At 53.8% G+C, this 24,958-nt stretch carries 23 protein-coding genes; 18 read left to right on the top strand and 5 right to left on the bottom strand.

Going from position 1 to position 24,958, the window contains the following annotated elements; translation table 11 throughout:
- Positions 1-70: 70 nt before the first annotated feature.
- From argT to hisP, 4 genes are all read left to right on the top strand, one after another.
- Entirely contained in the window at positions 71-853 is a 783-nt protein-coding gene (gene argT / locus Q7C21_RS01960; RefSeq protein WP_003854262.1) for a lysine/arginine/ornithine ABC transporter substrate-binding protein ArgT, read from the top strand.
- A gap of 178 nt (positions 854-1,031) precedes the next feature.
- A complete protein-coding gene (locus Q7C21_RS01955; RefSeq protein WP_003854260.1) occupies positions 1,032-1,721 on the top strand; it encodes a histidine ABC transporter permease HisQ in 690 nt (229 codons plus the stop codon).
- The gene (locus Q7C21_RS01950) at positions 1,714-2,430 is read left to right on the top strand and encodes an ABC transporter permease (RefSeq protein WP_003854259.1); all 717 of its coding nucleotides are present in this window, start codon (positions 1,714-1,716) and stop codon (positions 2,428-2,430) included. The genes Q7C21_RS01955 and Q7C21_RS01950 overlap by 8 nt, the downstream gene beginning before the upstream one ends.
- A gap of 8 nt (positions 2,431-2,438) precedes the next feature.
- Positions 2,439-3,212, top strand: coding sequence for a histidine ABC transporter ATP-binding protein HisP (gene hisP / locus Q7C21_RS01945; protein WP_003854258.1), 774 nt, complete (start codon positions 2,439-2,441; stop codon positions 3,210-3,212).
- 36 nt (positions 3,213-3,248) lie between these two features.
- Here hisP and Q7C21_RS01940 read toward each other — a convergent pair whose 3' ends face one another.
- Positions 3,249-4,148: a TIGR01777 family oxidoreductase gene (locus Q7C21_RS01940; RefSeq protein ID WP_003854257.1), complete on the bottom strand. Its 900-nt coding sequence runs from the start codon at positions 4,146-4,148 to the stop codon at positions 3,249-3,251.
- Between the two features lie 182 nt (positions 4,149-4,330).
- On the opposite strand from Q7C21_RS01940, the gene yfcF reads away from it, so the two are divergent.
- Positions 4,331-4,972, top strand: coding sequence for a glutathione transferase (yfcF, locus tag Q7C21_RS01935; protein WP_008926475.1), 642 nt, complete (start codon positions 4,331-4,333; stop codon positions 4,970-4,972).
- A 108-nt stretch (positions 4,973-5,080) separates the two neighbouring features.
- On the top strand, positions 5,081-5,605 hold the full coding sequence (gene yfcD / locus Q7C21_RS01930; protein WP_003854255.1) for an NUDIX hydrolase YfcD: 525 nt from the start codon (positions 5,081-5,083) through the stop codon (positions 5,603-5,605).
- Between the two features lie 110 nt (positions 5,606-5,715).
- Here the strand turns inward: yfcD and pta are convergent, their stop codons facing one another.
- On the bottom strand, positions 5,716-7,845 hold the full coding sequence (gene pta, locus Q7C21_RS01925; protein ID WP_033743374.1) for a phosphate acetyltransferase: 2,130 nt from the start codon (positions 7,843-7,845) through the stop codon (positions 5,716-5,718).
- Positions 7,846-7,931: 86 nt separating this feature from the next.
- Positions 7,932-9,134, bottom strand: coding sequence for an acetate kinase (ackA, locus tag Q7C21_RS01920; RefSeq protein ID WP_033763118.1), 1,203 nt, complete (start codon positions 9,132-9,134; stop codon positions 7,932-7,934).
- A gap of 337 nt (positions 9,135-9,471) precedes the next feature.
- Here ackA and yfbV point away from each other — a divergent pair, with 337 nt between their 5' ends.
- The 3 genes from yfbV (at position 9,472) to Q7C21_RS01905 (ending at position 11,237) form a co-directional block, all read left to right on the top strand.
- Positions 9,472-9,924: a terminus macrodomain insulation protein YfbV gene (yfbV, locus tag Q7C21_RS01915; protein ID WP_008926473.1), complete on the top strand. Its 453-nt coding sequence runs from the start codon at positions 9,472-9,474 to the stop codon at positions 9,922-9,924.
- A gap of 145 nt (positions 9,925-10,069) precedes the next feature.
- Positions 10,070-10,564 carry a YfbU family protein gene (locus Q7C21_RS01910; protein ID WP_003854251.1) on the top strand — a complete coding sequence of 165 codons (495 nt, stop codon included), beginning with the start codon at positions 10,070-10,072 and terminating at the stop codon, positions 10,562-10,564.
- 13 nt (positions 10,565-10,577) lie between these two features.
- The gene (locus Q7C21_RS01905; protein WP_314508868.1) at positions 10,578-11,237 is read left to right on the top strand and encodes a sugar phosphatase; all 660 of its coding nucleotides are present in this window, start codon (positions 10,578-10,580) and stop codon (positions 11,235-11,237) included.
- A 29-nt stretch (positions 11,238-11,266) separates the two neighbouring features.
- Here the strand turns inward: Q7C21_RS01905 and yfbR are convergent, their stop codons facing one another.
- Positions 11,267-11,866, bottom strand: coding sequence for a 5'-deoxynucleotidase (gene yfbR, locus Q7C21_RS01900; protein ID WP_003854249.1), 600 nt, complete (start codon positions 11,864-11,866; stop codon positions 11,267-11,269).
- 69 nt (positions 11,867-11,935) lie between these two features.
- Positions 11,936-13,153 (bottom strand): pyridoxal phosphate-dependent aminotransferase, encoded by a 1,218-nt coding sequence (locus Q7C21_RS01895; protein WP_003854248.1) that lies wholly within the window; start codon positions 13,151-13,153, stop codon positions 11,936-11,938.
- A gap of 962 nt (positions 13,154-14,115) precedes the next feature.
- Between Q7C21_RS01895 and lrhA the strand changes: the two genes are divergently transcribed.
- The 9 genes from lrhA (at position 14,116) to nuoI (ending at position 24,949) form a co-directional block, all read left to right on the top strand.
- Complete coding sequence (lrhA, locus tag Q7C21_RS01890) at positions 14,116-15,039, top strand: transcriptional regulator LrhA (protein WP_003854247.1); 924 nt, start codon at positions 14,116-14,118, stop codon at positions 15,037-15,039.
- Positions 15,040-15,677: 638 nt separating this feature from the next.
- Positions 15,678-16,121 (top strand): NADH-quinone oxidoreductase subunit A, encoded by a 444-nt coding sequence (locus Q7C21_RS01885; protein ID WP_003854246.1) that lies wholly within the window; start codon positions 15,678-15,680, stop codon positions 16,119-16,121.
- Between the two features lie 15 nt (positions 16,122-16,136).
- Positions 16,137-16,814, top strand: coding sequence for an NADH-quinone oxidoreductase subunit B family protein (locus tag Q7C21_RS01880; RefSeq protein WP_003854245.1), 678 nt, complete (start codon positions 16,137-16,139; stop codon positions 16,812-16,814).
- 113 nt (positions 16,815-16,927) lie between these two features.
- A complete protein-coding gene (gene nuoC, locus Q7C21_RS01875) occupies positions 16,928-18,727 on the top strand; it encodes an NADH-quinone oxidoreductase subunit C/D (protein ID WP_375150313.1) in 1,800 nt (599 codons plus the stop codon).
- A 2-nt stretch (positions 18,728-18,729) separates the two neighbouring features.
- Entirely contained in the window at positions 18,730-19,245 is a 516-nt protein-coding gene (gene nuoE, locus Q7C21_RS01870) for an NADH-quinone oxidoreductase subunit NuoE (protein ID WP_003854243.1), read from the top strand.
- 2 nt (positions 19,246-19,247) lie between these two features.
- The gene (gene nuoF / locus Q7C21_RS01865) at positions 19,248-20,588 is read left to right on the top strand and encodes an NADH-quinone oxidoreductase subunit NuoF (RefSeq protein WP_175501446.1); all 1,341 of its coding nucleotides are present in this window, start codon (positions 19,248-19,250) and stop codon (positions 20,586-20,588) included.
- Between the two features lie 109 nt (positions 20,589-20,697).
- Positions 20,698-23,421 (top strand): NADH-quinone oxidoreductase subunit NuoG, encoded by a 2,724-nt coding sequence (gene nuoG, locus Q7C21_RS01860; protein WP_187512881.1) that lies wholly within the window; start codon positions 20,698-20,700, stop codon positions 23,419-23,421.
- Positions 23,418-24,395 (top strand): NADH-quinone oxidoreductase subunit NuoH, encoded by a 978-nt coding sequence (gene nuoH, locus Q7C21_RS01855; protein WP_003854240.1) that lies wholly within the window; start codon positions 23,418-23,420, stop codon positions 24,393-24,395. Before nuoG ends, nuoH begins: the two co-directional genes overlap by 4 nt.
- An 11-nt stretch (positions 24,396-24,406) precedes the next feature.
- A complete protein-coding gene (nuoI, locus tag Q7C21_RS01850) occupies positions 24,407-24,949 on the top strand; it encodes an NADH-quinone oxidoreductase subunit NuoI (protein WP_003854239.1) in 543 nt (180 codons plus the stop codon).
- Positions 24,950-24,958: the final 9 nt, after the last annotated feature.

Raw genomic sequence — 24,958 nt, 5'->3', positions numbered from 1 at the left:
ACATGCAAATTAATTTGCGCAAACACATCACAAACCACATAACAAAAAGCACTTCACTTGAGGGTAATCTATGAAAAAGCGTGTTCTGGCTCTTTCCCTGATGCTGGGCTTATCCAGTGCTGCCAGCGTATTCGCGGCAGTGCCGGGTTCAATCCGTATCGGCACAGATCCAACTTACCCACCGTTTGAGTCGAAAGACGCGCAAGGCAAGTTAGTGGGCTTCGATATCGACCTCGCTAACGAAATCTGTAAACGTATTCATACCCAATGCACCTACGTTGAAAGCGACTTCGATGCGCTGATCCCGTCGCTGAAAGCGAAAAAAATTGATGCCATCATCTCCTCACTTTCCATCACAGCAAAACGTCAGGAAGAGATCGCCTTCTCGGATAAGCTTTACGCTGCTAATGCGCGTTTAGTCGCACCGAAAGGATCGAAAATTCAACCGACCATTGAGTCGCTGAAAGGCAAAAATATCGGTCTGCTGCAGGGCACAACCCAGGAAACCTATGCCAATCAGAACTGGCGGCCTAAAGGGGTTAACGTCACCCCTTATGCTAATCAGGATCTGGTTTATCAGGATCTGAATGCCGGTCGTATTGATGCGGCCTTCCAGGATGAAGTGCAGGCCAGCGAAGGTTTTCTGAAGCAGCCAGTCGGTAAAAACTACGCGTTTGCCGGTCCGGCCGTCAAAGATGACAAGATCTTTGGCGTCGGCACCGGTATGGGACTGCGTAAAGATGACAGCGAACTGAAAGCCGCCATCGACAAAGCCTTTGCTGACATGCGTAAAGATGGCACCTACGACAAGATTGCGAAGAAATACTTCGATTTCAATGTGTACGGCGACTAACCATCCTGTCGCTTTACCTTCTGTTTCCGTTCTGCCGGGACTGAGCCGGTTCTGCCCGAGGCAGAAACCGGACCTGGCCCAGTGATGACGGAAAGCGTCTGAAACGGAGAGGTAAAGCTAAACTGCCCGTCTCGCTTGCGGGCAGCGTTTCGTTTACACCCCACGACAGGACCTTTCGATGCTGTATGGCTATTCTGATGTAATTCTTCGGGGCACGCTGGTGACGCTGGAGCTGGCACTCACCTCTGTCGTACTGGCCGTGCTGCTGGGCCTGATTGGCGCAGGCGCGAAACTGTCGCGCAGCCGGCCGCTGGCGATGATTTTTGAAGGCTACACCACGCTGATTCGTGGCGTGCCTGACCTCGTACTGATGCTGCTGATCTTCTACGGTCTGCAGATTGTCCTCAACCAGGTAACCGATGCGCTGGGTATGGCGCAGTTTGATATCGACCCGATGGTGGCCGGTATCATCACGCTCGGCTTTATCTATGGTGCCTACTTCACCGAAACCTTCCGGGGTGCTTTTATGGCTGTGCCTCAGGGACAGATAGAGGCGGCTACTGCATTTGGTTTTACCAGCGCGCAGGTGTTCCGCCGCATTCTGTTTCCGGCCATGATGCGCTATGCGTTGCCGGGCATCGGCAACAACTGGCAGGTGATTCTGAAAGCCACCGCGCTGGTCTCGCTGCTGGGGCTGGAAGATGTCGTGAAGGCAACGCAACTGGCGGGGAAAAGTACCTGGCAGCCGTTCTACTTCGCTATTGTAGCGGGTGTGATTTATCTGGTGTTCACCACGCTGTCGAATGGCGTGCTGTGGTGGCTGAACCGTCGCTATACGGTCGGTGTGAAGAGGGCGAGTTATGATTGAGATTATTCAGGAATACTGGAAATCGCTGCTCTGGACCGACGGTTATCGTTTTACCGGTGTGGCTATCACCCTTTGGCTGCTGATCCTTTCGGTGACCGTTGGTGGCTGTCTGGCCATCCTGCTGGCGATAGCGCGGGTTTCGCCTAACCGGTTTATCAGTTTTCCGGTCTGGCTCTTTACCTACGTGTTTCGCGGCACGCCGCTCTATGTACAGCTGCTGGTATTCTACTCCGGCATGTACACGCTGGAGATTGTGAAAGGCACTGAACTGCTGAACGCATTTTTCCGCAGTGGCCTGAACTGTACGTTACTCGCCTTCACCCTGAATACCTGTGCTTACACCACAGAGATCTTTGCCGGTGCCATTCGCTCGGTGCCCCACGGCGAGATTGAGGCGGCGCGGGCGTATGGCTTCTCCACCTTTAAACTCTATCGCTGCATTATCCTGCCCTCGGCGCTGCGGACGGCACTGCCGGCCTACAGTAACGAAGTGATTCTGATGCTGCACTCCACGGCGCTGGCTTTCACCGCCACGGTGCCGGATCTGCTGAAAATCGCGCGGGATATTAACTCGGCGACCTATCAGCCGTTTACCGCCTTTGGCATTGCGGCTGTGTTATACCTGATTATCTCTTACGTGTTGATCAGCCTGTTCCGCCTGGCGGAACGCCGCTGGCTGGCCCACGTGAAACCCTCTTCATCGCATTGAGTAGAACTATGGCTGACAATAAATTAAGCGTCACCGAATTGCATAAGCGTTACGGTGAACATGAAGTGCTGAAAGGGGTCTCGTTAACTGCTAAAGCGGGCGATGTGATCAGTATCATTGGATCGTCCGGTTCAGGGAAAAGTACCTTTTTACGCTGCATCAACTTCCTCGAAAAACCGAGTGAAGGCAGCATCATGGTGAACAACCAGCAGATCACCTTAGTCCGGGATAAAGATGGTCAGCTTAAAGTGGCTGACAAAGAGCAACTGCGCGCGTTGCGCACCAGCCTCACCATGGTGTTCCAGCACTTTAATCTCTGGAGTCACATGACAGTGCTGGAAAACGTGATGGAAGCGCCGATTCAGGTGCTGGGGCTGAGTAAAGCGGAAGCGCGTGAGCGCGCCATCCGCTATCTCGATAAAGTCGGCATTGATGCGCGGGCGCAGGCGAAGTATCCTGTGCATCTCTCGGGTGGTCAGCAGCAGCGTGTGTCGATTGCGCGCGCGCTGGCGATGGAGCCGGAAGTGTTGCTGTTTGATGAGCCGACGTCGGCGCTGGATCCTGAACTGGTGGGCGAAGTGCTGCGCATTATGCAGAAGCTGGCGGAGGAGGGTAAAACCATGGTGGTCGTCACGCATGAGATGGAATTTGCCCGTCACGTCTCCAGCCATGTGATTTTCCTGCACCAGGGCAAAATTGAAGAGCAGGGGCCGCCTGCGGAGGTGTTTGGCAACCCGAAAAGTCCACGTTTACAGCAGTTCCTCAAGGGATCGCTGAAGTAAGCCTGAGCCCGCGCCTGGCCGGGCGCGGGCTTCTGGTTAATGCTTCACTACATCCTGCAATGCCTCCTGCAGATCGTACCAGCGGAAGCCAAAACCTGACGCCTCCAGCCGCTTTGGCAGCACATGTTGTCCTCCCAGCACCAGAACCGACGATTCGCCCATCATCAGCTTAATGGCGCTGGCAGGCGTACGCATAAAGGCCGGACGATGCATAACCCGACCCAGCGTGGCGGCAAACTGCTCATTACGCACCGCGTAAGGTGCGACCATGTTGAACGGCCCTCTCAGGTCATCATGGTCCAGCAGCCAGATAATGGCGTTGAGCATGTCATCAATATGGATCCACGGCATGTACTGTTTACCACTGCCGATTGGCCCGCCGATGCCGAGCTTAAACGGCAACTTCATTTTGCTGAGTGCGCCGCCCTCGGGCGCCAGTACCACGCCAGTTCGCAGCAGACAAACGCGGGTGCGTTCGCTTTCCGCCGTGAGCGCCAGCTGTTCCCAGCGGGCGCAGAGCTGATGCGTGAACTCATCCTGTCCCTGATCCTCTTCGGTCAGCACCAGATCGCCGGTATTGCCATAAAAGCCGGTTGCCGAACCTGAGATCAATACGGCGGGTGGCGTGGTGCTGGCGTTGATCAGTGAGGCGATCTGCTCGGTTATCTGCCAGCGACTTTCACAGAGCTGCTGCTTGTGTGGCTCCGTCCAGCGTTTGTCAGCGATCGGTTCGCCCGCCAGATTAATCACCGCATCGATGTCATCCAGTGTCGACTGTTGCGCTAGTCCTGACCAGAGTGCGACGTTCTCGCCCAGTTTTTCACGCGCGCTGACCACGTCGCGCGTTACCACGCTGATCTGATGGCCCAACTGCTGCAGACGTGGAATCAGGTGACGGCCAATCAGTCCCGTGCCACCGGTAATAAGAATGTGCATGTTGCGGCTCCCTTGATGTTTTTGTTATTTGCACCTTTCAGCATAGAAGAGTGGAGCCACTCTATAGTGAGTCGCGTCGCGGTTTCTTCTTCTGAAGGAAGAGATCGGATCAGCTCAGCGTTGCCTTCGCAAAAAAAAATCGGTAAACATGATGCAATCCTGACAGCCAATTGAGGTAACCGATGAATTATCCGCCCATCACCCTGTGGTCAGATTCATCATTTTTCAGTCCTTACGCCATGTCGGCCTACGTTGCCCTTAACGAAAAAGGGATTCCGTTCCACCTGAAACGCGTCGATTTGTCGCAGAATCAGCAATACGCAGCGGCATACCGTGAGTTGTCGCTGACCTGCCGGGTTCCGACCCTGCAGATTGATGACTTTCTGTTAAGCGAATCCTCGGCGATAACCGAATATCTTGAAGAGCGTTTTCCGGCACCCGAGTTTGAACGTCTCTATCCTCGCGACCGCGAAAAGCGCGCGCGCGCGAGAGAGATTCAGGCCTGGCTGCGCAGTGACTTCCTGTGGATTCGTCAGGAGCGTCCGACAGAGGTGCTGTTTGCCGGTGAACGCTTTGCGCCGCTGACCGCGTCAGCGCAGCAGGCGGTGGATAAACTCGTTACGGCTGTCGAACGTCTGCTGCCAGACGGACAGCAGAACCTGTTTGGCGAGTGGTCAATTGCAGATACCGATCTGGCGGTGATGCTTAACCGGCTGGTACTGCATGGCGATCCTCTGCCTGCACGCTTACAGCAATATGCTGAGTTTCAGTGGCAACGCGCCTCGGTACAGCTGTGGTTAGCAGAAAGTGGTAAAAATCGGTAACAGCCGGGGCTTGCTCATGCTGGCGTAAGTGATTACCTTACGCCACATAAAAATAACGACGTGGCAAACTGCGTACGCAACTGTACGCCAAACAGGAAAGGGTTACGGATGGTGGATCAAACTGCGGGTGACGGCATTGAGTGGGTCGATATCGTAAACGAAGAGAATGAAGTCGTTGCTCAGGCGACACGCGCGCAGATGCGTGCTCAGTGCCTGCGTCACCGCGCCACTTATATCGTGGTTCATGACGGTATGGGTAAGATTCTGGTACAGCGTCGCACCGAGATAAAAGATTTTATGCCGGGCAAACTGGACGCAACCGCAGGCGGCGTGGTGCAGAGCGGTGAAGATATGCTGGAATCTGCGCGACGTGAAGCGGAAGAGGAGTTAGGGATTGCCGCCGTGCCGTTTGCTGAGCATGGCAAATTCTACTTCGAAGATCAGCATTGCCGTGTCTGGGGCGGTCTGTTCAGTTGTGTGTCACATGGCCCTTTCGCCATGCAGGAATCGGAAGTCGATGAGATTATCTGGATGACGCCCGATGAGATCACCGCACGCTGTGATGAATTTACCGACGATTCGCTGAAAGCGCTCTCTCTGTGGATGAGCCGCAACGGTGATAACCGGGCCTGAAAACGGGCGCATTCATACCAGTGACCGACGCGCATTAACGTGCACTGCCCGGTTACCGGCGAAAAAAAAGGCATGCCTCGTGGCATGCCTTTTTCGTTGTTACCAGACGCTTAACCTTCAGCCTGCTGTGACTGAATAGCCGTCAGGGCGATGGTATAGACGATGTCGTCAACCAGCGCACCGCGCGACAGATCGTTGACCGGCTTACGCATACCCTGCAGCATCGGTCCGATTGAGATCAGATCGGCTGAACGCTGTACCGCTTTGTAGGTGGTGTTACCGGTGTTGAGATCCGGGAAGATAAACACGGTAGCGCGACCTGCAACCTGTGAATTTGGCGCTTTCGATTTCGCCACATCTTCCATGATCGCGGCGTCATACTGCAGCGGACCATCGATGACCAGATCAGGACGTTTCTCCTGCGCAATGCGCGTTGCTTCACGCACTTTCTCAACATCGCTACCTGCACCTGACGTGCCGGTAGAGTAGGAGATCATCGCCACACGCGGATCGATACCAAAGGCGCTGGCAGAATCCGCTGACTGGATAGCAATCTCAGCCAGCTGCTCAGCGGTGGGATCCGGGTTAATGGCGCAGTCACCGTAGACCAGCACCTGCTCCGGCAGCAGCATAAAGAACACGGATGAAACCAGCGAGCTGTTCGGCGCGGTTTTGATCAACTGCAGTGGCGGACGAATGGTGTTGGCGGTGGTGTGAACCGCGCCTGAAACCAGACCATCCACTTCACCGCTCTCCAGCATCATGGTGCCGAGAACCACGTTATCTTCCAGCTGCTCCTGAGCGACTACTTCGGTCATGCCTTTGCTCTTACGCAGCTCAACCAGACGTGGCACGTAGTTTTCACGTACCTGTTCCGGGTCAACAATTTCGACACCTTTGCCCAGTACGACACCCTGAGCCGCAGCGACACGCTGAATCTCATCCGGATTGCCTAACAGGACGCAGGTGGCGATACCGCGCTCAGCACAGATAGAGGCCGCTTTAACCGTACGCGGCTCATCACCCTCTGGCAGCACGACGCGTTTACCCGCTTTACGCGCGAGCTCAGTCAGCTGGTAGCGGAAGGCTGGAGGTGACAGGCGACGGCTGCGCTCAGAGGTGGCGGTCAGTGACTCAATCCACTCGGCATTAATGTAGCTGGCCACATATTCCTGCACTTTCTCAATGCGCTGGGTATCGTCAGCAGGCACTTCAAGATTAAAGCTCTGCAGGCTCAGGGAGGTCTGCCAGGTGTTGGTTTTCACCATAAACACCGGCAGGCCGGTCTGGAAAGCCCGGTCGCAGAGACGGGCGATGCGATCGTCAATCTCATAGTTACCGGTCAGCAGAATTGCACCAATTTCAATGCCGTTCATCGCGGCCAGACAGGCGGCGACCAGCACATCAGGGCGGTCTGCGGAAGTCACCAGCAGTGAGCCAGGACGGAAATGCTCCAGCATGTGCGGGATACTGCGCGCACAGAAGGTGACGGATTTGACCCGGCGGGTCTGAATTTCACCTTCATTGATGATACGCGCATCCAGGTGGCGGCACATATCGATCGCGCGGGTAGCAATCAGATCAAAGCTCCACGGCACGCAGCCCAGCACCGGCAGCGGGCTGTCTGAGAACAGCTGCTTTGGATCGATGTTGGCGATGCTCGCTTTTGAGGAGTCATCAAAGATCTCTGACAGGTCAGGACGGGTACGCCCCTGATCATCCACCGGCGCGTTGAGTTTGTTGATAATTACGCCCGTGATATTTTTGTTCTTCTGACCGCCGAAGCTGCTTTGAGTCAGTTCAATGCGCTCTTTCAACTGTGCTGGCGAGTCATTGCCCAGCGCCATCACGAAGACAATTTCTGCGTTCAGGGTTTTGGCGATTTCGTAGTTCAGCGCGTTGGCAAACTGATGTTTACGGGTCGGCACAAGCCCTTCAACCAGAACCACTTCCGCATCCTGCGTGTTGGCATGGTAACGGGAGATGATCTCTTCCATCAGCACATCCTGCTGGTTCGATCCCAGCAGAGATTCCACACGTGACATCTGCAGCGGTTCAGCGGCAGGAATCGAGGAGTTCTTACGGATAATCGTGGTGGTTTGATCCGGCGTATCGCCGCCGCTACGCGGCTGAGCAATTGGCTTGAAGACGCTGAGACGGACGCCTTTGCGCTCCATGGCGCGAATAACGCCGAGGCTGACGCTGGTCAGGCCGACGCTGGTGCCGGTCGGAATGAGCATAATTGTACGTGACACGTTTGAACCTCTCAGTAATGGCAGGGTGTCAAAAACAACTCCGTCAGCCTGAGCTGACGGAGAGAAGTGTTTTACGCAGTCAGCCGCGCGGCGTCCTGGGCGATGACCAGTTCTTCGTTGGTCGGAATCACCAGCGCCGGGCGAGTGCCTTCTTTATTGATGTAACCAGATTTGCCGAAACGGGCGGCCAGGTTGCGATCGTGGTCAACTTCAAAGCCCAGCAGCGCCAGTTTTTTCAGTGAGAGTTCACGCACCATCGCGGCGTTTTCGCCGATGCCGCCAGTAAACACGACGGCGTCAAGACGGCCATCCATCAGCGCGGTGTAACTGCCGATATATTTCGCCAGACGATGACAGAAGACATCCATTGCACGCTTCGCATCTTCTTTGGTGGTGTAGTTATCTTCAACGTAGCGGCAGTCGCTGGTGACTTCGGTCAGACCTAACAGGCCAGACTCTTTAGTCAGCAGTTTATTGATGGCATCAACGCTCATACCCAGCGTATCGTGGAGGAAGAAGACTATCGCCGGGTCGATGTCGCCACTGCGCGTACCCATCACCAGGCCTTCCAGCGGGGTCAGACCCATTGAGGTGTCCACGCACTCGCCGTTGCGAATCGCAGAGACCGAACCGCCGTTGCCGAGGTGACAGGTGATGATGTTCAGTGACGCCAGTGGCTTGTTAAGCATTTTGGCCGCTTCGTGAGTCACGTAAAAGTGGCTGGTACCATGTGCGCCATAGCGACGAACGCCATGCTCTTTGTACAATTTGTACGGCAGCGCATAGAGATAGGACTCTTCCGGCATTGTCTGATGGAAAGCGGTGTCAAATACCGCGACATTCTTGTCTGACAGGTGAGGGAAATTTTTCATCGCTTCATCAATACCGATCAGATGAGCCGGATTGTGCAGCGGTGCGAAAGAGGAGGCGTCTTTGATGCCCTGTACGACTTCTTCAGTAATGATGACTGACTGCGTCAGTTTTTCGCCGCCATGAACGATACGATGGCCGATTGCAGCAATTTGTGCCGAAAGCTCAGGTTTTTGTGCCAGAATGGATTTAACGATAAAGTTCAGCGCTTCGCTGTGCGCTGCGCCAGCACCCAGAGGCGCTTCCTGTTTTTCGCCTTCCAGCTTCCATTTGATACGGGCTTCAGGAAGATGGAAACATTCCGCCAGGCCTGACAGGAACTCTTCACCGCTGGCAGGGTTAAGAATGGCAAACTTAAGGGAAGAGCTGCCACAGTTCAGAACCAGAACTAACTTACTCGACATGGAAGTACCTATTTTTTGAGAGTGGCTAAATTAAACGCAATCAGACTATCAGCGTAGCCCATGAAAGCTGGTAGATTAATGACAAACATCATGCGGTAGACAGAAATCTGCGATTCCGCAAAAAATTTCGGTAATCTTACGCGAAAATTTTAAGATTGCCTTGTCGAAACTTGGCTCAGGCCTCTTCCCAAAGGCGCATTCCGCTTCCGGAGAGGTGTTAAAACGGCGTCAGAATAGCTGGAGTCATCTTTAAAGACAAAAATAATTGAAGGTTGTTACGTAAAGTTGTGTCTTTATAACTATTTTTTAATCTTTGCAGTATTAGTTGAGGTGAGCCATGGCGAATGAATCTGGCAGTACCAATTGGTTTCGGATGTTTCAGCGCGGCCAACACTATATGAAGACCTGGCCTGCTGATAAGCGCCTGGCCCCCGTGTTCCCGGAAAACCGGGTTTCATCGGCAACCCGTTTTGCCATTCGTTTTATGCCACCTCTGGCGATTTTTACGCTGACCTGGCAGATTGCGATGGGCGGTCAGTTAGGCCCGGCCGTGGCGACTGCGCTGTTTGCCTGCAGCCTGCCGATGCAGGGACTGTGGTGGCTGGGCAAGCGTTCAGTGACGCCACTGCCGCCAACGCTGCTTAACTGGTTTCATGAGGTGCGTACCCGACTGGAAGAAGCCGGGCAGGCGATAGCACCGGTTGAAGGCAAGCCGACTTATCAGGCACTGGCCGATCTGCTTAAGCGGGCGTTTAAACAGCTCGACCGCACCTTCCTCGACGATCTCTAGGCAAACCCAGGCTGGCGGTAAAATAATTACCGCTAACCTGCGGCCAAATCAAAAAAAGGCGAGACGGCGGTTTCCGTGTCGTTAACGCTGTGCAATCATTTCTCCATTGTCGATTAACTGAGCGGTCTCTGACCGGGAGTCAATGATGGAAATGACCCATGCACAGCGTTTGATTCTCACTAACCAGTATAAAATCATGGCGATGCTTGAGCCTGAAAATGCTGAACGCTTCCGCCGTTACCAGACCATCATCGAACGCGGCTATGCGCTGCAGATGCGTGAGCTGGACAAAGAGTTTGGCGAACTCAGCGAAGCGATCTGCCGGACGGTGATCGATATTATGGAGATGCATCATGCCCTCCATGTTTCCTGGTCGAACCTTAAAGATAAAGGTCAGCTTGAAGCGCGCCGTCTCGCCTTTTTGGGCTTTGATGCGGCAACTGAAGCGCGGCTGCTGGGCTACGTCCGTTTTATGGTGAATACAGAAGGGCGGTATACCCACTTCGATTCCGGTACTCACGGTTTCAATGCCCAGACCCCAATGTGGGAAAAGTATCAACGCATGTTAGCTTTGTGGCAGACTTGTCCGCGCCAGTACCATTTAAGTGCAAATGAAATTGCACAAGTGATCAATGCCTGAAGAGGAGGAGCGCGTGACCTACAGAGGTTTTCTATTTGATTTAGACGGCACGCTGGTGGATTCGCTGCCAGCGGTTGAACGAGCCTGGAGCCAGTGGGGTGCCCGTCATGGTATCGCCGCTGATGAGATTCTGGATTTTATCCATGGCAAACAGGCGATCACCTCTTTGCGTCATTTTATGGCAGGTCAGTCGGAAGAGGCTATACAGGCGGAGTTTACCGCGCTGGAGCAGGCTGAAGCGGCGGACACCGACGGTGTGCAGGCGCTGCCCGGTGCCGTCGCGTTGCTGAACCGGCTGAACGAACTGAATATTCCCTGGGCAATTGTCACCTCAGGCTCGGTGCCGGTCGCTCATGCCCGTCACAAAGCCGCGGGGTTACCAAAGCCTGCTGTGTTCATTACGGCTGAGCAGGTGGCGAAAGGTAAACCTGAACCCGATCCTTACCTGCTGGGTGCGGAGAAACTGGGGTTAGCGGCGACATCGTGCGTAGTGGCAGAAGATGCTCCCGCCGGAATTTTATCCGGCCTGAATGCGGGCTGCACGGTGATTGCTATTAATCCTGCGGCGGAGACACCCCGGCTGGATGACGTGGCGCTTAAGCTCGAATCGCTGGCATCGCTGGTAGTTTCCCGCGAGTCTGACGGCAGTTTTACCTTTAGTCAGCAGGCTTAAGGGTCCGCCCGGCGGCCAGTTCGCCGGGCTTACAAAGGCGTATCCTGCGAGATTTCATCCAGTGACAGGCTGAAGCTCGGAATGAACACGTCAACGAAGTAATCCATCTCCGGCGAACGACGCTGCGCCAGGGTCTTTTCCAGCCGCGCTTTCGCCAGTAAAAATTCATTATTCCCGGCAGACAACTCTTCAAGACACTTAACATAGGCACAGAGCGCATCCGCCTGTTTCACAACGGCCTGCTCCTCTTCGCTATGCAGATGCTCATCGATCAGCGGGCGATAGATTTCCTGAAACTCTTCCGGCAGCATCTCAATCAGCTTTTGCTGAGCAATCTTTTCGATTTTCTTATATTCGTGGGCGATCTGCGCGTTGTAATACTTCACCGGTGTCGGTAAATCGCCGGTAAGCACTTCACTGGCATCGTGATAAAGCGCCAGCATGGCAATACGATCGGCATTAAGCGACCCGCTGAACCTGAGATTTTTGATCACCGCCAGGGCGTGCGCCACCATAGCGACCTGCAGACTGTGTTCCGAGACATTTTCGGTGCGCACATTGCGCATCAGCGGCCAGCGATTAATCAGCTTAAGACGGGAGAGGTGAGCAAAGAAGTGGCTTTGTGTCATGCGCGTTCCTGTTGGCAGGCAGGGGAGAGACCGGCTCTCCCCAAATAACGTCAGTATACGCGGGCGTGATTACTGACGATAGCCTTGCAGGAAACGCCCAAATTTATTAATCGCCATCTCCAGGTCATCGACGCGTGGCAGCGTAACGATGCGAAGATGATCGGGCCATGGCCAGTTGAACGCACTGCCCTGAACCAGCAACACTTTTTCCTGTAACAGAAAATCCAGCACCATCTTCTGATCGTCGAAGATATTGAATTTTTTGGCATCGATTTTCGGGAACATGTAGAGCGCGCCCTGCGGCTTCACACAGCTGACGCCAGGAATATCATTGATCAACTCCCATGCACGCTGGCGCTGCTCGTAGAGACGACCACCAGGCATGATAAATTCGCTGATGCTCTGATAGCCGCCCAGTGCCGTCTGAATCGCATGCTGCGCCGGTACGTTGGCACACAGACGCATTGAGGCGAGCATTTCCAGCCCTTCAATATAGCCTTTCGCATGTTTCTTCGGCCCGTTCAGTACCATCCAGCCCTGACGGAAACCGGCCACGCGATAGGTTTTGGAGAGGCCATTGAACGTCACGGTCAGCAGATCGGGCGCCAGGGCCGCAATGCAGTGATGCTGGGCGTCGTCGTAAAGGATCTTGTCGTAGATTTCGTCGGCGAAAATGATCAGATTATGCTGACGCGCAATTTCAACCACCTCTAACAGCAGTTCTTTACTGTAGACCGCGCCGGTAGGGTTATTCGGGTTGATGATCACGATGCCACGGGTACGAGGCGTTATCTTGCTACGGATATCATCCAGATCAGGGAACCAGCCGGCAGACTCATCACACAGATAGTGCACCGCTTTACCGCTGGAGAGAGAAACCGCGGCTGTCCATAAGGGATAGTCGGGCGCGGGCACCAGCATTTCGTCGCCGCTATTCAGTAACGCCTGCATCGCCTGCACGATGAGTTCTGATACCCCGTTACCGATATAAATATCTTCTACCGTGACATCGCGCATGTCGCGTGCCTGATAGTGCTGCATGATTGCTTTACGGGCGGAGTAGAGGCCCTTGGAGTCGCAATAACCCTGAGCGCTGGGAAGGTTACGAATGACATCAACCAGGATCTCATCCGGTGCTTCGAAACCAAACGGCGCCGGATTGCCAATGTTCAGCTTGAGAACTTTATTACCTTCTTCTTCAAGGCGCTTAGCCTCTTTCAGTACCGGTCCACGGATGTCATAGCAGACGTTATCGAGTTTTCCGGATTTATCAATTTGAAAAGTCATTGTTACCGCCTTGATGGGCAGAATCCTTGTGGCTGCCACAGAAATCGAACCAGCACAATGTACTCTCCTCACGGTCACAAAAGAAGGGTGCCGCCCCGTTTTGGCGGGTTCAACAACTTTTTGCAGAATGCGTAGCGTAAAAAGTAACAGCTCTCGCTGAGGGTGGTTAATAAAACTATGTATAAAGAAATTTTTAGAATTTTAATCCACCCAAAACCGTAGCGAGCCAACATCTGCCTCTGGAATTTAAAAAGGTTTGTGGACTCAATACGGAGAGATATTTTCTTTACCGCTGAAATATACACTTTGAGGAATAGTTAAAATTTATTTTATTAATGTTCGTTTTATGGCCAGTTTTATAACATGAGAACTATTTACGCCTTAACACTGCTTAAGAGTGTGCTGTTTAAGGCCTTGTGATCGCCGGAAAAGTACCAAAAAAGGCGTTTCATTCGGCACCTTAAATACAGGATAGTGAGCACTACTTAACACTTCCTCACTAACTTTCAGAACGTTGAAGGCTTAAAAAGTGATCAATAATGTGGCATAAGGGTCACGAAATGCCTTTGTCACAAAATTTACAGCGCTTTTCACAAAATCATTTCCATTTTGAAGTCAAAAATGATTAAGTATAATTTATTATTTAGTGCATTTAGCCGCTTCGCCTTGATAGCCCGCTAAGTGTAGTTTTTATCCCGCCCGATTCATTCCGGTGGGAATAAGACAACTAAACAGCTTCCTGCATTTGCGCACCCCAGCGCCATCGGTACAGAAGAAGTTGTCTCTGTCTTAAAGCATCGTGCTCCCTTCGGGTGAGTCAACGGTGCAGGTTCCACATAAAATTTTTTATGTCAGTCTTCACACAGGACTGTCATTAAGCACCATTACCGCTTATCACTTTGATAAGCTTGTAATAACACCAGGGTAGTAGTTCGTAAAAATCTTATAAGTGAAGAAAAAACATGACTAATGCAAATCGTCCGATACTGAATCTCGACCTCGATCTGCTGAGAACTTTCGTTGCCGTTGCGGATTTGAATACCTTTGCAGCCGCCGCTGCAGCGGTCTGCAGAACCCAGTCAGCAGTCAGTCAGCAGATGCAGCGTCTGGAGCAATTGGTAGGTAAAGAGCTGTTTGCCAGACATGGACGTAATAAGCTTTTAACAGAGCATGGGATCCAGCTTTTAGGCTATGCCAGAAAAATTCTTCGTTTTAACGACGAAGCCTGCACATCTCTGATGTACAGCAACATTCAGGGCGTACTGACTATTGGTGCCTCTGATGACACCTCTGACACTATTCTGCCGTTCCTGTTAAACCGGGTGACCTCGGTTTATCCGAAACTGGCCATTGATGTGCGGGTTAAACGTAATCCATTCATGATGGAAATGCTCAATCAGGGTGAAGTTGACCTGGTGGTGACAACGTCCAGCCCGGGCAACTTTACCTATCAGGTACTGCGTACTTCACCCACCTTGTGGTACTGCGCAGCGGACTATATCTTCCAGCGCGGCGAAGCGATTCCATTGGTGCTGCTGGATGAGCCAAGTCCTTACCGTGATATGGCCATTGATCATCTCAATGAAGCCGGTATCCCATGGCGTATCTCTTACGTCGCTTCTACTCTGGCTGCCGTACGAGCTGCAGTGAAAGCGGGTCTTGGCGTAACAGCGCGCCCGGTCGAGATGATGAGCCCGGAACTGCGTGTTATGGGTGCGGCTGAAGGTCTGCCGGTTCTCCCGGATACGCAGTATCTGCTGTGCCGTAATCCTGACAGTGATAATGAGCTGGCGCTGGCTATCTTTAATGCCATGCAGTCTACTAATGATCCGTACAATCTGAGCAACAATCCAGACGGTGCGTTGCTGTTGGATGACGAAGAGTAATAGCGCTAACGTGTTGTACTCAACATCAGCGCCATTGCCTTAACAAACGCTTATAAATAAGCCTCTCATTTTTTGAACAGAACGAGGGGCTTTTTTACGATCTGACCCTTGTCAGACTCGCCCCGACGATAACCTCCCTGATGTAAATCCCTCACTGTATTTCACTCCATTACAAACTGAAATCTGCAATCCATAAAAACGAACCTTTTGTTCCGTATCAAGGCTTCAGGTGGAGGAAATTAACGCAAAAAGGGCAAAAGTGTGTTCTGGATCAAGAAAATACCCCTGCTAAGGGGAAGGAAAAAAGAGTCATACCTGTCAAAATATGTTTGTTAAACGCACGATCCATGCGTGTGATTACCCGCTACACTAAAATTAACCCTACAGACTGAAGCGATTTAGCTGGAAAGCGGGGCATCATTTGTTAATAATATGATGCAGGTGTGAAATAATGTTTGGATACTTTTGTCAAAGTTGACAAAAGGTTATAGAAAGGAGTAAAAAACCCCATTAAATTGCTGTTTATTCCGTAATAACAGTGACATTTAAAAGGTTTTTACCCTTCCCTTGAATCGATGTGGTCAGTTTGCTGCGGGAAACGCGTGCAGGATGCCAGCGCCACTTTTGATGAGTAAGCAATGAGTATGTCAACTACCACCGAAATCATCGCTCAGCACTGGGCGTTTATCGTATTTATCGTTATTGCCTTTGGCTTGTGTGCTTTCATGCTGACCGGAGGATGGTTGCTTGGCGGCAGAGCGCGCGCCCGCTATAAAGACACGCCATTCGAATCGGGCATTGAATCCGTTGGTGACACCCATATCCGCCTGTCGGCGAAATTTTATCTGGTTGCGATGTTTTTCGTCATTTTTGACGTCGAAGCCCTCTTTTTATACGCATGGGCGACTTCAATCCGCGAAAGCGGTTGGGTCGGCTTTGTGGAAGCCGCAATTTTCATTTTGGTGCTCCTTGCGGGTCTGGTCTATCTGGTACGCATTGGCGCACTGGACTGGGCTCCAGCTCGCCGTCGCGTAGTGGTGAAAACTACTACGGTCAGCCACACCAATCCTCATAAGCAGTAAAAGAGAGGCAATAAGATGGACTATACGCTCACCCGCATAGACCCGAACGGTGGTGAGAACGACCGTTATCCTCTGCAAAAGCAGGAAATCGTCAGCGATCCGCTGGAGCAGCACGTTCATCGCAGCGTTTATATGGGCAAACTCGAAAATGCCCTGCATGACATGGTGAACTGGGGACGTAAAAACTCACTCTGGCCTTATAACTTTGGCCTGTCCTGTTGTTACGTTGAGATGACCACATCGTTTACCGCGGTCCATGACGTGGCACGTTTTGGTGCTGAAGTTATGCGCGCCTCGCCACGCCAGGCGGATTTCATGGTTATTGCCGGCACGCCGTTTACCAAAATGGCTCCGGTTATTCAGCGTTTATACGATCAGATGCTGGAGCCAAAATGGGTGATCTCAATGGGTGCCTGCGCAAATTCGGGCGGCATGTATGACATCTATTCGGTGGTGCAGGGCGTCGATAAATTCCTGCCAGTAGATGTCTATATTCCTGGCTGCCCGCCACGTCCTGAAGCCTACATGCAGGCACTGCTGCTGTTGCAGGAGTCGATCGGCAAAGAGCGCCGTCCGCTTTCATGGGTTGTCGGCGACCAGGGCGTTTACCGCGCTAACATGCCTTCAGAGCGTGAAAGAAAACGCGGCGAGCGCATCGCAGTCACAAACCTGCGCAGCCCGGACGAAGTTTAAAACCGTATGGATGGAAAAGAGCGCCTGCAGCAGAACATCACAATTTAATGCATGGCCCCATCCTGACGCCTTCATTTGAGTGCCTGAGACCAGGCCGGAATGGTGAGTAACGTATGACAGATTTGACCACGCAAGATCTCGCTCAGCCTTCATGGCAAACCCGTGATCACCTTGATGACCCGGTGATCGGCGAGTTGCGTAACCGTTTTGGGCCGGATGCCTTCACTGTACAGCCAACCCGCACCGGCATTCCGGTGGTCTGGGTTAAGCGTGAACAGATACTGGAAATTACCGAGTTCCTGCGTAAATTAACGAAGCCTTACGTCATGCTGTATGACCTGCATGGCGTGGATGAGCGTTTACGTACCCACCGTGCAGGCCTGCCTGCGGCGGATTTTTCCGTTTTCTACCACCTGCTGTCGATTGAACGCAACCGCGACATCATGCTCAAGGTGGCACTCTCTGAAAACGACATGCATCTGCCGACCATCACCCGTCTTTTCCCGAATGCCAACTGGTATGAGCGTGAAACCTGGGAGATGTTTGGTATTACCTTTGATGGTCACCCGCACCTGACGCGCATCATGATGCCGTCTACCTGGGAAGGCCATCCGCTGCGTAAAGATTACCCGGCGCGCGCCACCGAATTCGATCCTTTCACGCTGACTAAGCAGAAAGAAGATTTAGAGATGGAGGCGCTGACCTTTAAGCCTGAAGACTGGGGCATGAAGCGCAGCACCACCAACGAAGACTTCATGTTCCTGAACCTCGGGCCTAACCACCCGTCGGCGCACGGTGCGTTCCGCATCATCCTGCAGCTGGACGGTGAAGAGATTGTCGACTGCGTACCTGACATCGGTTATCACCATCGTGGTGCCGAAAAGATGGGTGAGCGTCAGTCCTGGCACAGCTACATTCCTTACACTGACCGTATCGAGTACCTCGGCGGCTGCGTAAACGAAATGCCTTACGTGCTGGCGGTAGAAAAACTGGCTGGTATCGTGGTGCCCGATCGCGTAAACGTGATCCGCGTGATGCTCTCTGAGCTGTTCCGCATTAACAGCCATCTGCTTTATATCTCGACCTTTATTCAGGACGTCGGCGCGATGACGCCGGTGTTCTTTGCCTTTACCGATCGCCAGAAAATCTATGACGTGGTTGAAGCCATTACCGGTTTCCGTATGCACCCGGCCTGGTTCCGTATCGGTGGTGTAGCACACGACCTGCCGCGAGGCTGGGAACGTCTGCTGCGTGACTTCCTGGACTGGATGCCGAAGCGTCTGAAGGAATATGACAAAGCGGCACTGCGTAACACCGTGCTGATTGGTCGTTCAAAAGGCGTTGCTGCTTACAATATGGAAGAGGCGCTGGCGTGGGGCACGACCGGTGCCGGCCTGCGTGCCACGGGTCTCGACTTTGACGTGCGCAAATGGCGTCCATACTCAGGCTACGAAAATTTCGATTTCGAAATCCCGGTCGGCGACGGCGTCAGCGATGCTTACAGCCGTGTTCAGCTGAAGATGGAAGAGATGTGGCAGTCCCTGCGTATCCTTGAGCAGTGTCTCAACAATATGCCAGAGGGGCCGTTTAAAGCGGATCATCCGCTGACCACGCCACCACCGAAAGAGCGTACGCTGCAGCACATCGAAACGCTGATCACCCACTTCCTGCAGGTTTCGTGGGGACCGGTGATGCCAGCCAATGAATCGTTCCAGATGATTGAAGCGACGAAAGGGATCAACAGCTACTACCTGACCAGCGATGGCAGCACCATGAGCTACCGCACCCGCGTGCGTACGCCGAGCTTCCCGCATCTGCAGCAGATTCCTTCAGTAATCCGTGGCAGCCTGGTATCCGACCTGATCGTATATCTGGGTAGTATCGATTTTGTTATGTCAGACGTGGACCGCTAATTATGCACGATCAACACATTGCCATTAAAACGATCGACCCTAACGAGGTCTTCGTGCTGAGCGCGGAAGAGCATCACGCTATTGAGCACGAAAAACACCACTACGAAGATGCGCGTGCAGCCTCCATTGAAGCGCTGAAGATCGTGCAGAAACAGCGCGGCTGGGTGCCGGACGGCGCAATCAACGCGATTGCCGACGTACTGGGTATCCCGGCGAGTGATGTTGAAGGGGTGGCGACGTTTTATAGCCAGATCTTCCGTCAGCCGGTTGGCCGTCATGTGATCCGTTATTGTGACAGCGTGGTCTGTCACATCACCGGTTATCAGGGCATCCAGTCCGCACTGGAGCAGCAGCTGAATATCAAACCGGGTCAAACCACTGCTGATGGCCGCTTTACGCTGCTGCCAACCTGCTGCCTGGGTAACTGTGACAAGGGCCCAACGATGATGGTGGATGAAGACACGCATGTTCATCTGACGCCAGAAGGCATTCCCTCTTTGCTGGAGCAGTATCAATGACAATCAAACAGATCATTCGTACTGCTGAAACCCATCCGCTCACCTGGCGGATGCGTGACGACAAGCAACCTGTCTGGCTAGATGAATATCGCAGCAAGAACGGCTATGCCGGTGCGGAAAAAGCGCTGAAAAGCATGTCACAGGATGAAATTGTCGCGGCAGTCAAAGACTCCGGCCTGAAAGGGCGCGGCGGTGCAGGCTTCTCTACCGGTCTGAAGTGGAGCCTGATGCCGAAAGATGAGTCGATGAACATCCGTTACCTGCTGTGTAACGCCGATGAAATGGAGCCAGGCACCTATAAAGACCGCCTGCTGATGGAGCAGATGCCTCACCAGCTGGTGGAAGGAATGCTGATCAGCGCCTTTGCGCTAAAGGCCTACCGTGGCTACATCTTCTTACGTGGCGAATACATTGAAGCGGCGGTGCATCTGCGCCGTGCGATTGCTGAAGCCACGGAAGCGGGCTATCTCGGTAAAAATATTCTCGGTACCGGCTTCGACTTTGAGTTGATCGTCCATACCGGCGCAGGGCGTTATATCTGCGGCGAAGAGACGGCACTGATTAACTCACTGGAAGGCCGTCGTGCTAACCCGCGTTCCAAGCCGCCATTCCCGGCGAGTGCGGGCGCGTGGGGCAAACCAACCTGCGTGAACAACGTAGAGACCCTCTCGAACGTGCCGGCGATTCTGGCCAACGGTGTGGAGTGGTACAAAAACATCTCTAAAAGTGAAGATGCCGGTACCAAAATGATGGGCTTCTCCGGGCGGGTTAAAAATCCCGGCGTCTGGGAGCTGCCATTCGGTATCACCGCACGTGAGATCCTGGAAGATTATGCAGGCGGCATGCGTGACGGACTGAAGTTCAAGGCCTGGCAGCCCGGCGGCGCAGGGACTGACTTCCTGACCGACCAGCACCTGGATCTGCCGATGGAATTTGCCAGCATTGGCAAAGCGGGCAGTCGTCTGGGTACGGCGCTGGCAATGGCCGTTGATCACGAGATCAACATGGTTTCCCTGGTGCGTAACCTGGAAGAGTTCTTTGCCCGTGAGTCGTGCGGCTGGTGTACTCCGTGTCGTGACGGTCTGCCGTGGAGCGTGAAAATTCTGCGTGCGCTGGAGCAGAAACAGGGCCAGCCAGGCGATATTGAAACCTTACTGCAACTCTGCCGTCAGCTTGGCCCAGGCAAAACCTTCTGTGCGCATGCGCCAGGTGCGGTTGAGCCGCTGCAAAGTGCGATTAAATATTTCCGTGAAGAGTTTGAAGCCGGCATGGCGCCGCAGGTGTTTGGTAATACCCGTGCCATTGGCGGGATCCAGCCAAACCTGCTGAAAGCGCGCTGGTAATTCACCAAAAACGGAACAGGCCTGGTGCCGCCGCCCCGACAATGTCGTGCGTCGGGGCAAGAATATGATTAACGCTCGTCTCTGACGAGCCTTACGGAAGCATGTCACTATGGCTACAATTCATGTAGACGGTAAAGAGTATGATGTGAACGGAGCGGACAACCTGCTACAGGCATGTCTCTCTCTGGGCCTTGATATTCCTTACTTTTGCTGGCATCCGGCGCTGGGAAGCGTTGGGGCCTGCCGCCAGTGTGCGGTAAAGCAATTCCAGAATGCCGAAGATACCCGCGGCCGTCTTGTCATGTCCTGCATGACACCGGCCTCTGACGGCACATTCATCTCCATCGATGATGGCGAAGCGAAAGAGTTCCGCGAAAGCGTGGTGGAGTGGCTGATGACCAACCACCCGCACGACTGTCCGGTGTGCGAAGAGGGCGGTAACTGTCACCTGCAGGATATGACAGTAATGACCGGCCACAGCTTCCGCCGCTATCGCTTCACCAAACGTACTCACCGTAATCAGGATCTCGGTCCGTTCATCTCCCACGAGATGAACCGCTGTATCGCCTGTTACCGCTGTGTGCGTTACTACAAAGATTATGCCGATGGCAAAGATCTGGGAGTCTACGGCGCGCATGACAACGTCTACTTTGGTCGCCCGGAAGATGGCACGCTGGAAAGCGAGTTCTCTGGCAACCTGGTTGAAATCTGCCCGACCGGCGTCTTCACGGATAAAACTCACTCTGAACGCTATAACCGCAAATGGGATATGCAGTTTGCGCCGAGCATCTGCCAGCAGTGCAGTGTCGGCTGTAACACCAGCCCGGGTGAGCGTTATGGTGAGTTGCGTCGTATTGAAAACCGCTATAACGGCACCGTAAACCACTACTTCCTGTGTGACCGTGGCCGCTTTGGCTATGGCTACGTGAACCGCAAAGATCGTCCACGCCAGCCGATGCTGCTGCGCGGCAATGACTGGGTTACGCTGAACGCAGAGCAGGCGGTCAATGCCGGTGCAGATTTGCTGCGTCAGGCGAAGAAAGTGATCGGTATCGGCTCGCCGCGCGCCAGCGTTGAAAGTAACTTTGCACTGCGTGAACTGGTGGGCGCAGAGAACTTCTCAACCGGTATGCCAGCGGACGAGCAGGCCCGTCTTGAACTGATGCTCAAAGTCCTGCGCGAAAGCGGTGTCTATACGCCATCGCTGCGTGAAATTGAAAGCTACGATGCGGTGCTGGTGCTGGGTGAAGACCTTACACAGGTTGGTGCTCGCGTGGCACTCTCTGTCCGTCAGGCGGTAAAAGGCAAAGCGCGTGATATGGCCGCTGCGCAGAAAGTCGCAGACTGGCAGATCGCCGCCATTATGAACATCGGTCAGAACGCGAAACATCCTCTGTTCGTTACCCATGTTGATGAAACCCGTCTGGATGATATCGCGGCATGGAGCTATCGTGCGCCGGTTGAAGATCAGGCGCGCCTCGGCTTCGCTATCGCCAGTGCACTGGATGAATCTGCTCCGGCAGTGACCGATTTCGACAGCAAGCTCAACGGGAAAATGGACGTTGTCGTTCAGGCGCTGGCCGGCGCGAAAAAGCCATTAATCATTTCCGGTACTCACTCAGGCAGCAGCGCAGTCATTGAAGCCGCAGCGAACGTGGCGAAAGCCCTGAAGGCACGCGGCGCAGATGTCGGCATTACTCTGCTGGCGGGTCACGCCAACAGCATCGGTCTGGGCATGATCGGCGGTAATCCACTGGAGCATGCGCTGGAGCAACTGAGCAACGGTGAAGCCGATGCGCTGGTGGTGCTGGAAAATGACCTCTATCGTCACGCACCAAAATCTGTGGTGGATGCAGCCCTGGCGCAGACCACGAACGTGATTGTGGTTGATCATCAGCGTACAGCCACGCTGGAGAAAGCGGGCCTGGTGTTATCCACCGCCAGCTTCGCTGAAAGCGACGGGACGTCTATTAACCATGAAGGCCGCGCCCAGCGTTTCTTCCAGGTTTACGATCCTGCCTATTACGACAGCAACGTTGTGATGCTGGAAAGCTGGCGCTGGCTGCACTCGCTGCACAGCACGCTGGAAAGCCGTCACGTGGACTGGACGCAGCTCGATCACGTGATCGATGCCGTGGTGACCCGTCTGCCACAGCTCGCGGGTATTAAAGAAGCGGCACCTGACGCCAGCTTCCGCATCCGTGGTCAGAAACTGGCGCGTTCTCCAATACGTAACAGTGGACGTACTGCGATGCGCGCGAATATCAGCGTTCATGAACCGCGTCAGCCGCAGGACCAGGACACCATGTTCGCCTTCTCTATGGAAGGGAACAACCAGCCATCAGCTCCGCGTTCGCAGATTCCGTTTGCCTGGGCTCCAGGCTGGAACTCACCGCAGGCGTGGAACAAGTTCCAGGCTGAAGTGGGCGGCAAACTGCGTCATGGCGATCCGGGCGTACGCCTGTTTGAAGCCAGCAACAGTGAGCTGCCATGGTTCACAACCGTTCCTGCCGCGTTTGTCAGTGATGCGAAGTGGCGTGTGGCGCCTCTCCACCGGTTGTTCGGTAGCGAAGAGATGTCACAGCGTTCACCGGTCTTCCAGCAGCGCATGACAGAGCCTGCATTGGTGATTAACCCGGAGGATGCAGCGAAGCTGGGCGTCAACAATGGCGCGGCGGTTGAATTCAGCTGTGCCGGCGAGACAGTGCGTCTGCCGGTCCGTTTCTCGGCGTCACTGCAGGCGGGTCAGATTGGTCTGCCGCTGGGTATGCCGGGCGTTCCGCCATTCCTGGCGAACGGTAAAATCGACACTCTGCAGGAGGCGGCGCAATGAGCTGGTTAACACCGGACGTTATCGACATTCTGCTGGCCATTGTTAAAGCCATTGTGATTCTGCTGGTGGTTGTGGCCTGCGGCGCGTTCATGAGCTTCGCCGAGCGTCGTCTGCTCGGCCTGTTCCAGAACCGTTACGGACCTAACCGCGTCGGCTGGGGCGGCTCGCTCCAGCTGGTTGCGGACATGATCAAAATGTTCTTTAAAGAGGACTGGGTTCCGCCATTTACCGACCGCTTTATCTTTACCCTTGCGCCGGTTATTGCCTTTGTTTCTCTGCTGCTGGCCTTTGCTATCGTGCCAGTGTCGCCAACCTGGATGGTGACAGACCTGAATATCGGTCTGCTGTTCTTCCTGATGATGGCGGGCCTTGCGGTCTACGCCGTGCTGTTTGCTGGCTGGTCGAGTAACAACAAATACTCGCTGCTGGGTGCGATGCGCGCCTCGGCGCAGACGCTGAGCTACGAAGTGTTCCTGGGTCTGTCGCTGATGGGTGTGGTGGCGCAGGCGGGCTCGTTCAACATGAACGATATCGTCAACAGCCAGACGCACCTGTGGAACATCATTCCGCAGTTCTTTGGTTTCGTAACCTTCTGTATTGCTGGCGTGGCGGTGTGTCACCGTCATCCCTTTGACCAGCCAGAAGCGGAGCAGGAACTGGCAGATGGTTATCACATTGAATATGCCGGCATGAAGTTTGGCCTGTTCTTTGTCGGCGAATATGTGGCGATTACCACCGTTTCAGCGCTGATCGTAACGCTGTTCTTTGGTGGCTGGCACGGACCTTTCCTGCCGCCGTTCATCTGGTTCGCCCTGAAAACGGCGTTCTTTATGATGATGTTCATCCTGATTCGTGCTGCGCTTCCGCGTCCACGCTACGACCAGGTGCTGTCATTCGGCTGGAAAGTGTGTCTGCCGTTGACGCTGTTGAACCTGCTGGCGACTGCCGCAGTGATTCTCTACACAGCGCCGTAAGGGGTTAACAAATGACTTTGAAAGATATTGTCGTAGGCTTTGGCACGACAGTTCGCAGTATCTGGCTGATAGGGCTGCACGCCTTTGCCAAACGTGAAACGCAGATGTACCCGGAAGAGCCGGTTTATCTGCCGCCACGCTATCGTGGCCGTATCGTGTTAACCCGCGATCCGGATGGTCAGGAGCGTTGCGTCGCCTGTAACCTGTGTGCGGTTGCCTGTCCGGTTGGCTGTATTTCACTACAGAAAGCCGAGACCAAAGATGGCCGCTGGTACCCGGAGTTCTTCCGCATCAACTTCTCACGCTGTATTTTCTGCGGCATGTGTGAAGAAGCCTGTCCGACCACCGCGATTCAGCTTACCCCGGATTTCGAACTGGGTGAGTTTAAGCGTCAGGATCTGGTGTATGAAAAGGACGATCTGCTGATTTCGGGACCGGGTAAATATCCGGAGTACAACTTCTACCGCATGGCAGGTATGGCGATTGACGGTAAAGATAAGGGCGAAGCGGAAAACGAAGCCAAGCCTATCGACGTCAAAGGCTTATTACCTTAAGGAGCAAGG

The organism is Pantoea sp. ANP04 (assembly GCF_041982285.1).
Taxonomy (GTDB): domain Bacteria; phylum Pseudomonadota; class Gammaproteobacteria; order Enterobacterales; family Enterobacteriaceae; genus Pantoea; species Pantoea eucalypti.
The sequence above is the reverse complement of the archived record's forward strand: the minus strand, read 5'-3'. Positions and strand labels throughout refer to the sequence as shown.